A 13,223-nucleotide genomic window follows, 5' to 3' on the forward strand; every position below is an offset into this window, starting at 1 on the left:
CCTCGTCGACGAGGTGGACACGAGGCGGATTCTCTGCGTTCGCCGTGGGTGCCCGACGAACGCCCGGACGCAGCTGGGCGTGGGTACACCAGATCCCGTCTTCGTCGCGCTCGCCACGCAAGCCCGGGGGCCGGATCTCATCGGTCGGCACGTCGACCCGCTCGCGTTGGTCGTGCCACCGGCGGCCTCTGGTACGGCCCGGCCGGCTGGTCTCATGGTGTGCACATCACGAAAGGCTCGACGAGCGGTACGACGAGATGACCATCGACCAGCAGCTGAAGCTCGCCGAGGTCAAGGCCCTCGCGTCGATCGCGCTCGCGCTCTCGGCCATCCACCACGGTGGCATCAACCCGGACTACGACCCGGACGTCGACTGACCTTCTTGTTGCTGGGTGACAATATTGCCGGAGTGAAGGATTGCCGTACCGTGGCGGCATGACGTTCTCGATCGTCGGGCGGTCCTCCGACGGGCAGTCGCTCGGTGTCGCCGTGGCCAGCAAGTTCCTCGCCGTCGGGGCCGCCGTGCCCGCGGCCGAGGCCGGGATCGGGGCGCTCGCCACGCAGGCGCTCGCGAACCTCGCGTATCGGGCGCAGGGGCTGGCGCTGCTGCGGACCGGTACCGCCGCCGCCGACGTGATCGCCGGGCTCACCGCCGCCGACGGCGGGCGCGCGCACCGCCAGCTCGGGGTCGTCGGGCCGGCCGGGGACGGCGCGACGTTCACCGGTGACGAGTGCTTCGCGTGGGCCGGGGGCGTGGCGGGCGACGGGTACGCGATCCAGGGCAACATCCTCGCCGGGCCCGAGGTCGTCGCCGAGATGGAGCGGGCCTGGCTCGGGTCCGCGGGGCTGTCGCTGGCGCGCCGGCTGCACGCGGCCCTCGCGGCCGGGGACGCCGCGGGCGGGGACCGGCGCGGGCGGCAGAGCGCGGCGCTGTTCACCGTGCGGCGCGGGGCCGGCTACGGCGGCATGAGCGACACCGAGGTCGACCTGCGCGTCGACGACGATCCCGATCCGGTGGGGCGGATGGGCGGGCTCATCGACCTCTGGGAGCTGTACTTCGGCAAACCCGACCCGGCCACCCTGCTGCCCCTGGAGGGCGAGCTCGCCGCCGAGGTCGCGCGGCGGCTCGAGGCGCTCGGGTACGCCGACCTCGAAGCCTGGGCCGGGGTCGAGAACCTCGAGGAGCGCATGGTCCCCGGCGCCATCGACCCGCTCGTCCTGGAGCAGCTACGCGGCAGCTGACAGCGCGGCCAGGGCGGCGGCGACCGACGGGCGGGTCGCGGCCGAGGCGCGCACAGCCGCCGTGATGCGCCGCCGCAGCGGCTCCCGCAGCGGGTGCGCGGCCACCTCGTAGCGCGCGTCCACGGCCAGCTCCGGCAGCAGCGTCACCGACAGGCCGGCCTCGACGTGGGCGAGCAGCGGCCCGTACGACGCGAAGACCGCGGTCACGTCCGGCTCGAAGCCCGCCCGCCGGCACGCCCGGGTGATGAGGTCGTGCGTCCACGTGCCGGGGCGCTCGGCCGACCACACCGCGCCCGCGTACGCGGCCAGGTCGACCGGCCCGGCGACGGGGGCGGCGGCGGTCACCAGCACCACGCGGTCGGTCGCCAGCGGGGTGTGCAGGATCTCGTCGTCGACCGGTGCGCCGCCGTCGAACAGGTCGGCGGTCACCGCGATGTCGCACGCGCCGCGGCGCAGGGCCGGGATGCCCTCGGTCGGGTCCAGTTCGCGCAGGTCGACGCGCAGGCGGGGGTGCTCGGCCCGCAGGCGGCGGATGGCGGTCAGGACGAACGTGTTGACCGCGCTCGTGAAGGCGCCGATGGTCAGGCGGCCGGCCGGGGCCGAGCCGTCGCCGGCGACCTCGGCCCGGGCCGTCTCCATCTGGTCGAGGATCGTGCGCGCGTGCCGGGCCAGCGTCTCGCCCGCGTCCGTGAGCCGCAGCCGCCGGCCGGCCCGCTCGAACAGCCGGGCGCCGGCCTCCCGCTCCAGCACGGCGAGCTGCTGGGAGACGGTCGACGGGCTCAGGTGGGCGGCCTGTGCCACGGCCCGCACGGTGCCGAGCGCGGCCAGGTCGCCGAGCAGCTTGAGCCGCCACGGGTCGAGCACGTGGTTCCCACCCTTTGTTCGATCCAGCCGTACAAGCTGTGCGAAATCGTGAGCTGGAAGTGAACATAGCGCGGCCGTAGCGTCGGGGACATGGCGGACTTCTGGAGCGATGCGCAGCGGCATGTCGTGCGGTACGGCGGGGCGTTCACCCCGGAGATCATCGTGCGCGCCGAGGGCAGCCACGTCTTCACCGAGGACGGCCGGCGCATCCTCGACTTCACGTCGGGGCAGATGAGCGCGATTCTGGGGCACTCGCATCCGGAGATCGTGGCGACGGTACGGCAGCAGATCGGCGAGCTCGACCACCTCTTCAGCGGCATGCTCTCGCGGCCCGTCGTCGACCTGTCGCGCCGCCTCGCCGAGTCGCTGGGCAAGGCACAGGCGCCCTTCGAGGGTGCGGAGCTGTCCAAGGTCCTGCTGCTGACGACCGGCGCCGAGTCCAACGAGGCGGCCGTGCGCCTGGCGAAGCTCGTCACCGGCGGGCACGAGATCGTCTCCTTCGCGCGCTCCTGGCACGGCATGACCCAGGCCGCGGCCGGGGCCACCTACAGCGCGGGGCGCCGCGGCTACGGGCCGCCCGCGCCCGGGAACTTCGCGATCCCGGCGCCGGACGCGTACCGCCCCGACTTCACCCGCCCCGACGGCACGCTCGACTGGCGCCGCCAGCTCGACCACGCGTTCGCGCTCTTCGACGCCCAGTCCTCCGGAGCGCCGGCCGCGTGCCTGGTCGAGCCGATCCTGAGCTCGGGCGGGGTGCTGGAGCCGCCGCCCGGGTACCTCGCCGCCCTGCAGGCCAAGTGCCGCGAGCGGGGCATGCTGCTCATCCTCGACGAGGCGCAGACCGGCCTGTGCCGGACCGGCACCTGGTACGCGTTCGAGCGCGACGGCGTCGTGCCCGACATCATCACGCTGTCCAAGACGCTCGGCGCGGGCCTGCCCCTCGCGGCCGTGGTGACGACGGAGGCGATCGAGCAGCAGGCGTACGAGCGCGGCTTCCTCTTCTACACCACGCACGTGAGCGACCCGCTGCCCGCGGCGGTCGGCAACACCGTGCTCGACATCCTGGAGCGCGACGGCCTCGACCGCCGCGCGGCCGAGCTCGGCGAGCGCCTGCGGCGGGGCCTGCTCGAGCTGAGCACCCGCCACGAGGTCGTCGGCGACGTGCGCGGCCGCGGCCTGCTGCAGGGCCTGGAACTCGTGACCGACCGCGCGACGAAGACCGGCGCGGACCGCCTGGGCGCGGAGGTCACGCGGCGGTGCCTGACGCTCGGCCTGCACATGAACGTGGTCCAGCTGCCCGGCATGGGCGGCACGTTCCGCATCGCCCCGCCGCTGACCAGCACCGACGAGGAGATCGACCGCGGCCTGGCCATCCTGGACGAGGCGCTCACCGGGGCGCTTACCGCGGCGCCCGTCGGGGCGCTCACAGGGGCGTGAGCCGCAGCGTGGTGGCCGCCGCGGCCGGGCCTGACCGTCGGCGGCCCCGAGCCGAGCGGCGCCGCCGGGCAGGGCCGTCCGCGCGACGCCGGCCTGCGCCGCGAGATCGAGCTCGCCGCATTTGTCACCAGGCAATCACAAACGGCCCGATGCCGCGTCACTGCATCGGCTGAGACCCCTGCGCGGCCAGGAACGCGTTGATGAACTCCCGCGTCTCGCCGGCGGTCGGGCCGCCCTTGTCGCTCACCCGGGCAAGGAACGTCCACTGCAGTCCGTCCTCCATCCGCGTGCACCGGATGCCACCACCCGAGAAGAGCTTGTCGCAGCCCGCCGGGCCCTTGCCGGACGCCATCCGGGGCTCGGACGACCGGAACACGTAGACCCCGCGCCGGGGGTCGCCGGCATACTCGTACACGGCCGCGTGGACCTCGGCACGCGCGTAGACGTCGCGCATCGCGGCATTGCCGGAGTTGGACTCCGCGTCGCCCCTGTGCTTCTCCGCCGCGAGCGCGTCGTACACGTCGAAGCCGTCGTCCTTGCTGCCGGGCATGCCGTCGACGCCGCGCAGCATGTCCATGCCGGCGACGTCGGTGTAGTGGCCCGCCTTCCCCATCGCCAGCAGGTCGCCGTTGGTCATCAGGGTCCACTTCGCCACCGCGGTGGGCAGCTTCCAGCCGTTGATCTCCTCGGCCGCCGGGCGGGTCGCGCTCGCGCCCGGCTCCGTCCCGCCGGTGGTCGCCGGTCGGGCATCGCCACAGGCGGACAGCGCGCTGAGGGCGACGGCAAGGACGGCGAGCAAGGTACGTGTGGACACGATCCGTCCTCCGCGATGTCGGTTGATGACGGCGGGCCCGCTGCGGATGCGAACGGGGCGCGGCACCCATGGGCGCCGGCACGGGTCCGCGGACGACGGTCCGCGCACCTGGTGAGCGTGCGCCTATGATGCTGAGAAAGATCGTTCGCAGCCACCCCGGAATCGTCCGGGGTTGCCGGTAGGGCACCCGGCCGGCGAGGCTGTCGATGACGGCGGCCGCCCCGCCGGGAGGAGCCGCCGCCGGTGATCGGGCAATCACCGTGGCGTCGCATCGCCGGGTTTCGTGGCCACACCCTCGCGGCCGAAGCGGAGCTCGTGATGCTGCTCGGCGTCCTGGGAATCCGGCTCAACCTGATCGTGCAGCTGCTGCTGGCGATCCGCGAGGGGCTCGAACACGCAACCAGGCCGTGGCTCTTTCTGCTCCTGCTGGCCGTGATGATTGTGGAGTCTGTGGTCGTGACGACCTGCGCCGTGCGAGTGCGGCGGTTCGCCGGGCTGGGGCTGGGCGGCGCCGACGTCGCGATCATCGCCGTGCTCGTCGGAGCCGAACGCTGGTACAGCGCGCCGGACGACCGGGTAGGAACATGGGTGGCGTGGGGGTTCGGCGCCGGTGCGGTGGCGGCCGTGACGGCCGGCGTGGCGCTGCCACGATGGTGGCACACGATCGCGGGCTGCCTCCTGATCGCCGGCGTCTACTTGGCGGTCAGCATTTCGGGTGGCCAGACGTCCACCGCGGTCAACAACGCGGTCGGGCTGGTGAGCTTCGCCGTTGTGTCTCGACTGGTCGCGTCGTACCTGCGCCGTCTCGCCGACCTCGCCGACCGGGCGCGGGCCGAGGCGGTGCTGGCGGCGCGGCGCTCCGAGCTGGACAAGCACCGGCTTCTGCTGCACGACCAGGCCACCGTGCTGCGGCTGCTCAGCGAACCGGTCACCGACCCGCGCCTGCTGGCGCTGCTGCGTCGCCAGGCGGCAGCGGCCAGCCACGAGATCCGGTTCTTCCTCGGCACCGACCGCCACGACCCGCCGATCGAGGACGGACCGGTGGACCTGCGCGATCTGATCACCGCGGTCGCGAACGAGTTCCGTGACCTGCCGATCACCCTGAACACGCGGCTCGTCAGCGGGATCGAGGTGCCCGACGGGCTCGCCACCGCGGTGATGCGTGCGCTGCGCACCGTCCTGCTGAACGTCCGCGTCCACGCCGGCGCCGACGAGGTCACCGTGCACGGCGACGTCGAGGCGGACACCGACGGTTGGGAGATCACGGTCGTCGACGACGGGGTGGGCTTCGTCCCCGATCGCACGCCCCTCGGGTACGGGCTGTCCCACCAGGCCGGAGACCATCTGCTGCGCTGGGGCGTCACGACGGAGATCGACTCGGCACCCGGCGACGGCACCCCGATCACCCTGCGCGGGCCGGCGAAACCGTCCCGCGCCGGCGAACGGCACGACGGATGAGCCCGGGGACGCGCCGTGTCGCCGTCGTCGATGACGACACCGTCGTGCGCGAAGGGCTCCGCGTGCTGCTGTCCTCGGTGGAGGTCGTGGGGGCGTACGGAAGGCATCAGCAACTGCTGCACGCCGCACCCGAGGTCGACGTGGTGCTGCTCGACCTGAACCTCGACGGCCTCGGCACCGGAGGCGTGCGCCAGGGCGGGAGCGCGGTGGCGGACGTGGCCGCGGCCGGCTACCGCGTGCTCATCTACACCAACGAGCATCGGCTCACCGTGCTCGCCGGGTGCCTGAGCGCCGGCGCGAGCGGCATCGTGCACAAGACCGAGCCGCTGGAGCGGCTCAGCGAGTCCGTCCACGCGGTGCACCGGGGGGAGTTCGTGATCACCCCGGCGCTCGTGGGGCTGGCCGAACTGGCCCAGCGACAGGGCGCCCTCCCGTCGCTGAGCCCTCGCCAGTGCCAGGTGCTGCGAGGCCGGGCGCGGGGCGAGAGCTACCGCAGGATCTCGCGCCGCCTGGACATCTCCGAGAAGGTCGCCCACGAGTACATGAGCGTCGTGACGGCGCGGTTCGCCCAGTTCCTCAGGGACCACTCGGCCGCCGACCTCGAACGCCACCTCGGCATCGGGCCGGGCGACCTGCTGGACTTCGGCGGCTGAGCTGGACTTTCGACGGCTGATGCGACGGCTGGGCGGTGCCGTGACCGTCTACAGCGGCAGCGCGGCGAGATCCGCCGCGATGGCGGCCTTGAGGGCCGAGCCGCCGACCGGGTGCGACTCGGCGTCGGTGTTCGCCGTGACCTCCACGAGCGCGACTCCGAGGTCGGCGGCGAAGGTGTAGATCGGCGACTTCGCGGAGGTCGAGCACCAGGTCGCGCGCGCGGCCCCGGTCAGCGTCGCCGGTGCGCACGAGAACGCGGTTCCGCCACCGTCCTCGTCGAGGAAGAACAGGACGTGGTCGCGGTACCAGTCCCCGGGCTGCAGGATCTGGACCTCCAGACTCGACTGGTCGCTCAGCCCGTCGGCCGTGGCGGTGGAGTCGCCGGCGCCCCAGCCGCACACGGTGCCCGGGTAGGAGTCGAAGTTCTTCGACTGCCACTGGGCCTGCGACGTCGGCATGGCGCCCGGGTGCGGCTCGTTGTACGTGTGGGTGAGCAGCTCGGTGGTCCGCAGCAGCGCGGTCGTCCTGGTCATGATCGTCGCGCAGTCGAACCTGAGCTTGCTCAGCGCCGTGTCCGGCCGCGCGGCGGCCGCGGACGACCCGTCCACCGTGGCCGAGGCCGCGCCATCGGCGTCGTGTCCGGCGCAGCCTCCGGCGCCGATCAGGGCGAGGCCGACGACGAGGGCGCGCAGGGAGGGGCGAGAGGAGTTGAGCACGAGGTCACCGTATGCACCGGGGGCCGGCACGAGCACCCGGGGAAAAGTCCCGGGTTCACTCGCCGCCACCGGATGTGCGAACGTTTCGGCGTGCGCTGTCGGCCCGCCGCGGGTCAGCCGAGGGAGTTGCGCACGGCGTACAGGGCGGCCTGCGTCCGGTCCTGCACGCCGAGCTTCGTCAGGATCGCGCTCACATGCGTCTTCACCGTCTTCTCGGCCAGGCCCAGCGTCCGCGCGATCTCCCGGTTCGACCGCCCCCGCGCGATCTCCGCCAGGACCTCGCGCTCGCGTGCGGTCAGGTGCGCCGCGTCCGGGGGCGGCCCGCCCTCGGTCAGCAGGCGTGCCACGTCCGGGTGCAGCAGCACGTGCCCGGCATGCACGGCGCGGATCGCCGCCGCGAGCGCGGGCGGGTCCACGTCCTTGTAGACGTAGCCCGCCGCGCCCGCGCGGACGGCCGGCAGGACCGCCGACGGTTCGGTGAAGCTCGTGATGACGAGGACCCGGGCGCGGGTCCCCGCGGCGGCGAGCTCGCGCAGGGCCTGCACGCCGTCGCCGCCCGGCATGCGCAGGTCCAGCAGGATCACGTCCGGGTCGGTGCGGGCCGCCGCCGTGACGCAGGACGCGCTGTCCTCGGCCTCGCCCACGACCTCGATGTCGTCCTGCACGTCGAGGAAGGTGCGCAGGCCCTGCCGTACCACCGGATGGTCGTCGACCACGAGCACGCGCACGGGATCAGGCACCGGGCACCTCCATCGTCACGACCGTGCCCGCGCCCGGCGCGGACCGGATCAGCAGGCGGCCGCCGGCGGCGCGGGCGCGCTCGCGCATCGAGGCCAGGCCCAGCCGCGGGCGGGGCAGGTCGCCGCGCGGGTCGAAGCCGCGGCCGTCGTCGGTGACGGTCAGCACGACGCGCGGGCCGGCCCGGCGCAGCTCCACGGCCACGCGCCCGGCCGACGCGTGGCGCAGGGCGTTGTGCAGGGCCTCCTGGGCCACCCGGTACGCGGCCTCCTCGCGGGCGGCCGGCAGGCGCGGGACCGGGTCGGCGGCGAAGGTGACCTCGGCCTCGTGGACCCGGTCGAGGAGGTCGGCCTGGCGGCGCAGGGCGGCGGCGAGGCCGTCGCCGGCCAGGTCGATCGGGCGCAGGCCGACCACGATGGACTTCAGCTCCTCCGTGGCCTCGGCGGCCAGGCGGCGCACCACGTCCAGCTCGGCGGCGGCCCGGGCCGGGTCGCGCTCGACCAGGGCGGCCGCGGCCTCGGCGGTGAGCCGGAGGCTGAAGAGCTTCTGGGTCACGGCGTCGTGCAGCTCGCGGGCGATGCGCTGGCGCTCCTCCACAATGGACAGCTCGCGGGCGCGCTCGTAGAGGCGGGCGTTGACGATGGCGATCGCGGCGTGGGCGGCCAGCAGGCGCAGCAGCTCCTCGTCGGCGGCGTCGAAGGGGCCGCCGCGCTTGTTGGCCAGGAACAGCTCGCCCAGGATCTCGCTGCCGTCCACAATGGGCATGCCGAGGAAGTCGGCCATCTCCGGGTGGGCCGCGGGGTAGCCTTCGAAGCTCGGGTGCGTGCGGATGTCGGCCGAGCGGACCGGGTTCGGGTCGCGCAGCATCGCGCCGAGCAGGCCGTGCTGGCGCGGGATCGGGCCGATGCGCCGCCACTGCTCGTCCGTCAGGCCGTCGGCCAGGAACTCGCGGAACGAGCCGAGCTCGTCGGGGATGCCCAGCGCCGCGTACTCGGCGTCCAGGAGCCGCCGGGCGGCCGAGACGATCGTCTGCAGGACCTCGCGCATCGAGCGGTGGGCGGTGACGGCCAGCACCGCGGCGCTCACCTCGCGCAGCTCGTCCCGATCGCATCCGCCCACGACATCCACGGTACCCAGGCGGTACCTAGGACCAAGGACCTAGGCGGGTCCCCGTCCGCGGCCCGATGGCACGGGCCCGGGCGCTTCCTAGCGTCGAAGGCATGGACACCACACCAGGAACCGCCATCGTCACCGGAGTCTCGCGCGGGCTGGGCCGGGCGCTCGCCAACGCGCTGGCGGAGGCGGGCTGGACCGTCTTCGGCGACGGGCGGACCCTCGACCCGGCCGGCCACGGCGGCGTCCGGGCCGTCCCCGGCGACGTCACGGACTCGTGGCACCGGGCGCGGCTCGTCGAGACCGCGCTGGAGACCGGGCGGCTCGACCTGCTCGTGAACAACGCGGGCATTCTCGGGCCGAGCCCGCAGCCGGCGCTGGCCGACTACCCGGCGGACGCGCTGCGCGACGTGCTCGAGGTGAACCTCGTCGCGCCGCTCGCGCTCACCCAGCTCGCCCTGCCCGCGCTGCGCGACCACGGCGGCGCGGTCGTGAACATCAGCTCGGACGCGGCCGTGGGCGCCTACCCGGGCTGGGGCGGCTACGGCGCCGCCAAGGCCGCCGTCGAGCAGCTCAGCAACGTGCTCGCCGCGGAGGAGCCGAAGCTGCGCGTGTGGTGGGCCGACCCCGGCGACCTGCGCACGCAGATGCACCAGGAGGCGTTCCCGGGCGAGGACATCGGCGACCGGCCCGGGCCCGAGACCGTCGCGCCCGCGTTCCTGCGGCTGCTCGCCGCGCGGCCGGCGTCGGGGCGGGTGAAGTTGTGACGGCGGTGCTGGACTTCGCGCTGCCGGTGTCGGGGCGGGTGAAGCTGTGACGGCGGTGCTGGACTTCGCGCTGCCGGCCGAGCTGGAGGCGCGGGAGCCCCCGGAGGCGCGCGGGCTGGCCCGCGACGAGGTGCGGCTGCTGGTCGCGTCCCCGCAGGGCCTGTCGCACCACCGGTTCGACGCGCTGCCGGAGCTGCTGCGGGCCGGGGACGTGCTGGTCGTCAACACGTCCGGGACGCTCGCGGCGGCCGTGCGGGTGGTGGGGGTACCGCTGAGCCTGCACTTCTCCACCCGCCTGCCCGACGGGCGGTGGGCGGTCGAGGTGCGGGGCCCGGACCGGCGGCCCCACCCCGGGGCGCCGGGCGAGCTGCGGCTGCCCGGCGGGGCGGGCGTCACGCTCGAGGAGCCCTACACGCACGGGCGGCTGTGGGCCGCCGCCGTGCGCACGCCCGTGCCCGTGCCGGAGTTTCTGCGGCGGTACGGCGAGCCGATCCGCTATCCCTACGTGCGCCGGCGGTGGCCGTTGGAGGCCTACCAGACCGTCTTCGCCCGCGAGCCCGGCAGCGCCGAGATGCCCTCGGCCGCGCGCCCGTTCAGCGAGCGGGTCGTGACCCGCCTGGTCGCCGCGGGCGTGCAGTTCGCCCCGCTGCTGCTGCACACCGGGGTCGCCTCGCCGGAGGCGCACGAGCGGCCCTACCCGGAGTGGTTCGCCGTCCCGCCCACGACGGCCCGCCTGGTCAACGACGCCCGGGCGGCCGGCGGGCGGATCATCGCCGTGGGCACCACGGCGGTGCGCGCGCTGGAGAGCGCGGCCGCGCCGGGCGGGACGGTCGCGGCCCGCGAGGGGTACACCAGCCTCGTCGTGACCCCGGACCGCGGCGTCACCGTGGTCGACGGCCTGCTGACCGGCTTCCACGAGCCGCGCGCCTCGCACCTCGACCTGCTCGCCGCGGTGGCCGCGCCGGCGGTGCTGGCCGCGGCGTACGACGCGGCCGTGCGCGAGCGCTACCTCTGGCACGAGTTCGGCGACGTGAACCTCCTGCTGCCCGGGCGGTAGGGTCGGGTGCGTGGACGATCTGGTGGCGCGGGCCCTGCGGGAGTTCAACGAGCGCATCGACGTGTACGACCCCGCGCCCGGGCCGGCGGTGGCCGAGGTGCGGGTCGGCGAGCAGGTGATCGCCCTGCGCGCGCCGGTCGCGAAGGCCCTCGCGGCGGCGCTGCGGGCCTACGCCGACCCGCGCGACCGGGGGCGCTGCGACCACTGCGGCGGCCCGCGGCTGGACGACAACTTCGTCTGCGCCGACTGCGGGCGCGCGAGCGGCGTCTTCGGCCGGCTGCTCGCGGAGCGGGTCGCCCGCTACGAGCCGCCGGCCGAGCTGGCCTGAGCCACCTCCCGCAGCCGGGCGAACTCCGCGGCGAGCCGCAGGCCGAGCTGGCTTGAGCCGCCTTCCGCAGCGGGCCGCCCGCTACGAGCCGCCGGCCGAGCCGGCCTGAGCCACCTCCCGCAGCCGGGCGAACTCCGCGGCGAGCTCCGGCAGCTGGTAGTGGGCGTTCAGCCCGCTCGGGTTCGGCAGGATCCACAGCCGCGTGGGGGCGAGCGCGTCCGACTCCTGCGGCCCGACCGTCGCGGCCCGCACGCCGAACGCGACCCGGAACGCGGTGACGCCGAGGACGGCGAGCCAGCGCGGGGCGAACGCTTCGACCTTCGCGCGCAGGATCGCGCCGCCCGCCGCGAGCTCGTCGCGGCTCAGCTCGTCGGCCCGCGCGGTGGCCCGGGCGGCGAGGTTCGTGATGCCCAGCCCCCAGCCGGGCAGCAGCTCCTGCTCGTCGGGGCGCAGCTGCCGCGGGGTGAAGCCGGAGCGGTGCAGCGCCGGCCAGAACCGGTTGCCGGGCCGGGCGAAGTGGTGCCCGCTCGCCGCCGACCACAGCCCCGGGTTGATGCCGCAGAGCAGGACGTCGAGCCCGGGCGCGATGACGTCGGGCAGGAGCCGGTCCGCGGCGGCCAGCAGCTGCTCGCGGCTGTACCGCACGCGTGGTCCGGCCTGGCGGTTCACTGGCGACGGCATGCGGACAAGCATGCCAGCGTGCGACGACGTCGACCTGATGCGCCAGCTCGGGCAGCTGCCGTCTAGCGTCTGAGGCATGAGCGAGCGGCGGTTGATCTCCAGCGGGTCGGCGTTCGAGCGGGAGATCGGCTACTCCCGCGCGGTCGTGGACGGCGACTGGGTGCACGTCTCCGGCACGACCGGCTTCGACTACGCCACGATGACCATCTCCGGCGACGTGGTCGAGCAGGCCGAGCAGTGCTGGCGCAACATCGACGCGGCGCTGCGGGCGGCGGGGGCGTCCCCGGCCGACGTGGTGCGCGTGCGCTACCTGCTGCCCGACGCGGCCGACTTCGAGCCGTGCTTCCCGGTGCTCCAGCGCTGGATGGGCGAGGTGCGGCCGGCCGCGACCATGCAGGTGTGCGGGCTGTCGGACCCCCGGATGCGCATCGAGATCGAGGTCACCGCGCGCAAGGCCGGGCGGCTCGGGTGGCCGAGATAGTCGGATAGCCGTCAGTCATCCGCCAGGGTGATCTTCAGGGCCGCGGCGAAGAGGCCGAGGAGCTCGTCGGCGTCCACGCCGGTCATGGTCGCGCCGGCCAGGCCCTCGACGCCCGTCGCGCCCGCCAGCGTGCACGACTCGAAGCGCGCGCCCCCGGCGGCGGCGCCGGAGAAGGTCGCGCCGGAGAGGTCGCAGCCGCTGAACGTGGCCCCGGTCAGGTCGGCGTCGGTGAAGTCGGCGCCGGTCAGGTCGGTCGAGGTGAAGAAGACCGCGTGCAGCTGGGCGTCGCGGAACACACTGCGCTCGGCCCGGCAGTCGCGCACCGTCACGTCCCGCAGCGTCCCGCCCAGCCACTGCAGGTCGGCGAGGCCGCAGTCGCGCAGCGTGACGCGGTGCAGGACGGAGTGATCGGCGTGCACGTGGTCGAGCGCGGTGCGTTCGAGCAGGCAGTCGGTGAGGATCGCGCCGGACAGGGCGGTGCCGGTCAGGTCGGCGCGGTTGAACCGGCACTGCACGAACTGGGCCGACTTGGCGCTGCGGCCGGTCAGGGCCAGGTCGTAGAAGCCGATGGCCTGGTAGGCGGCGTCGTCGCGGAGGTCGTCCTCGTCCAGCGTGCCCAGCGTCAGGGCCCGCGGCGGGCGGGGCCGGGCCGGTCCCGGGCGGGCGGGGGAGACCGTCGGGAACGCGCCGGTGGCGAAGGTGCCGGCGGAGAAGGTGCGGCCCTCGGCCGCGTGACGCGGGGCGGGGCGCACGCCGGAGGGTGACGGCTGGAAGGGGACCGCGGGCATCGCCATGGGTGTGACGTTAGTGGCAGGAGTGACGGACCGTCACGGCGGCCCGCCACGTGTCGGCGAGAAACCGGGCACCCCGGCA

Annotated in this window: 15 protein-coding genes; 8 read left to right on the plus strand and 7 right to left on the minus strand. The window is 74.6% G+C overall.

Features of this window, described 5'->3' with window-relative positions; genetic code table 11:
* The first annotated feature begins 435 nt into the window (after positions 1-435).
* On the plus strand, positions 436-1,242 hold the full coding sequence (locus ABT369_RS43460; protein WP_350621861.1) for a DUF1028 domain-containing protein: 807 nt from the start codon (positions 436-438) through the stop codon (positions 1,240-1,242).
* On the opposite strand, the gene ABT369_RS43465 is transcribed toward ABT369_RS43460, so the two are convergent.
* Positions 1,228-2,106: a LysR family transcriptional regulator gene (locus tag ABT369_RS43465; RefSeq protein ID WP_350621863.1), complete on the minus strand. Its 879-nt coding sequence runs from the start codon at positions 2,104-2,106 to the stop codon at positions 1,228-1,230. The genes ABT369_RS43460 and ABT369_RS43465 overlap by 15 nt on opposite strands.
* Before the next feature lie 90 nt (positions 2,107-2,196).
* On the opposite strand from ABT369_RS43465, the gene ABT369_RS43470 reads away from it, so the two are divergent.
* Positions 2,197-3,543, plus strand: a complete 1,347-nt coding sequence (locus ABT369_RS43470) for an aspartate aminotransferase family protein (protein WP_350621865.1) — start codon at positions 2,197-2,199, stop codon at positions 3,541-3,543.
* A gap of 157 nt (positions 3,544-3,700) precedes the next feature.
* Here ABT369_RS43470 and ABT369_RS43475 read toward each other — a convergent pair whose 3' ends face one another.
* Positions 3,701-4,357, minus strand: a complete 657-nt coding sequence (locus tag ABT369_RS43475; RefSeq protein WP_350621867.1) for a hypothetical protein — start codon at positions 4,355-4,357, stop codon at positions 3,701-3,703.
* 243 nt (positions 4,358-4,600) lie between these two features.
* Between ABT369_RS43475 and ABT369_RS43480 the strand changes: the two genes are divergently transcribed.
* Together ABT369_RS43480 and ABT369_RS43485 are read left to right on the plus strand one after the other, a co-directional pair.
* Positions 4,601-5,815: a sensor histidine kinase gene (locus ABT369_RS43480; RefSeq protein ID WP_350621869.1), complete on the plus strand. Its 1,215-nt coding sequence runs from the start codon at positions 4,601-4,603 to the stop codon at positions 5,813-5,815.
* Entirely contained in the window at positions 5,812-6,468 is a 657-nt protein-coding gene (locus ABT369_RS43485; protein ID WP_350621871.1) for a response regulator, read from the plus strand. Before ABT369_RS43480 ends, ABT369_RS43485 begins: the two co-directional genes overlap by 4 nt.
* Before the next feature lie 48 nt (positions 6,469-6,516).
* On the opposite strand, the gene ABT369_RS43490 is transcribed toward ABT369_RS43485, so the two are convergent.
* From ABT369_RS43490 to ABT369_RS43500, 3 genes are all read right to left on the minus strand, one after another.
* Positions 6,517-7,185, minus strand: a complete 669-nt coding sequence (locus ABT369_RS43490; protein WP_350621873.1) for a hypothetical protein — start codon at positions 7,183-7,185, stop codon at positions 6,517-6,519.
* A gap of 113 nt (positions 7,186-7,298) precedes the next feature.
* Positions 7,299-7,925 carry a response regulator gene (locus ABT369_RS43495; protein WP_350621875.1) on the minus strand — a complete coding sequence of 209 codons (627 nt, stop codon included), beginning with the start codon at positions 7,923-7,925 and terminating at the stop codon, positions 7,299-7,301.
* Complete coding sequence (locus ABT369_RS43500) at positions 7,918-9,042, minus strand: GAF domain-containing sensor histidine kinase (RefSeq protein ID WP_350621877.1); 1,125 nt, start codon at positions 9,040-9,042, stop codon at positions 7,918-7,920. The genes ABT369_RS43495 and ABT369_RS43500 overlap by 8 nt, the downstream gene beginning before the upstream one ends.
* Before the next feature lie 101 nt (positions 9,043-9,143).
* On the opposite strand from ABT369_RS43500, the gene ABT369_RS43505 reads away from it, so the two are divergent.
* The 3 genes from ABT369_RS43505 to ABT369_RS43515 are packed head-to-tail and all read left to right on the plus strand — an operon-like array spanning position 9,144 to position 11,188.
* Positions 9,144-9,803 carry an SDR family NAD(P)-dependent oxidoreductase gene (locus tag ABT369_RS43505; protein ID WP_350621879.1) on the plus strand — a complete coding sequence of 220 codons (660 nt, stop codon included), beginning with the start codon at positions 9,144-9,146 and terminating at the stop codon, positions 9,801-9,803.
* Positions 9,804-9,849: 46 nt separating this feature from the next.
* Positions 9,850-10,860, plus strand: coding sequence for an S-adenosylmethionine:tRNA ribosyltransferase-isomerase (locus tag ABT369_RS43510; protein ID WP_350621881.1), 1,011 nt, complete (start codon positions 9,850-9,852; stop codon positions 10,858-10,860).
* A gap of 10 nt (positions 10,861-10,870) precedes the next feature.
* Positions 10,871-11,188: a hypothetical protein gene (locus tag ABT369_RS43515; RefSeq protein WP_350621883.1), complete on the plus strand. Its 318-nt coding sequence runs from the start codon at positions 10,871-10,873 to the stop codon at positions 11,186-11,188.
* Between the two features lie 81 nt (positions 11,189-11,269).
* Here ABT369_RS43515 and mug read toward each other — a convergent pair whose 3' ends face one another.
* Entirely contained in the window at positions 11,270-11,869 is a 600-nt protein-coding gene (mug, locus tag ABT369_RS43520) for a G/U mismatch-specific DNA glycosylase (protein ID WP_350621885.1), read from the minus strand.
* A 76-nt stretch (positions 11,870-11,945) separates the two neighbouring features.
* Here mug and ABT369_RS43525 point away from each other — a divergent pair, with 76 nt between their 5' ends.
* Positions 11,946-12,350, plus strand: a complete 405-nt coding sequence (locus tag ABT369_RS43525) for a RidA family protein (RefSeq protein WP_350621887.1) — start codon at positions 11,946-11,948, stop codon at positions 12,348-12,350.
* Between the two features lie 11 nt (positions 12,351-12,361).
* Here ABT369_RS43525 and ABT369_RS43530 read toward each other — a convergent pair whose 3' ends face one another.
* Positions 12,362-13,144 (minus strand): pentapeptide repeat-containing protein, encoded by a 783-nt coding sequence (locus tag ABT369_RS43530; RefSeq protein WP_350621889.1) that lies wholly within the window; start codon positions 13,142-13,144, stop codon positions 12,362-12,364.
* Between the last annotated feature and the right edge of the window lie 79 nt (positions 13,145-13,223).

It is taken from the genome of Dactylosporangium sp. NPDC000244, assembly GCF_040300725.1.
In the GTDB taxonomy this organism is placed as follows: Bacteria; Actinomycetota; Actinomycetes; order Mycobacteriales; family Micromonosporaceae; genus Dactylosporangium.

What these genes read in the sequence shown, in the direction of transcription:
- ABT369_RS43525 (WP_350621887.1), top strand. Translation starts at nt 11,946, where the DNA reads ATGAGCGAGCGGCGGTTGATCTCCAGCGGGTCGGCGTTCGAGCGGGAG.
- ABT369_RS43485 (WP_350621871.1), top strand. Translation starts at nt 5,812, where the DNA reads ATGAGCCCGGGGACGCGCCGTGTCGCCGTCGTCGATGACGACACCGTC.
- ABT369_RS43505 (WP_350621879.1), top strand. Translation starts at nt 9,144, where the DNA reads ATGGACACCACACCAGGAACCGCCATCGTCACCGGAGTCTCGCGCGGG.
- ABT369_RS43530 (WP_350621889.1), bottom strand. Translation starts at nt 13,144, where the DNA reads ATGGCGATGCCCGCGGTCCCCTTCCAGCCGTCACCCTCCGGCGTGCGC.
- ABT369_RS43460 (WP_350621861.1), top strand. Translation starts at nt 436, where the DNA reads ATGACGTTCTCGATCGTCGGGCGGTCCTCCGACGGGCAGTCGCTCGGT.
- ABT369_RS43470 (WP_350621865.1), top strand. Translation starts at nt 2,197, where the DNA reads ATGGCGGACTTCTGGAGCGATGCGCAGCGGCATGTCGTGCGGTACGGC.
- mug (WP_350621885.1), bottom strand. Translation starts at nt 11,869, where the DNA reads ATGCCGTCGCCAGTGAACCGCCAGGCCGGACCACGCGTGCGGTACAGC.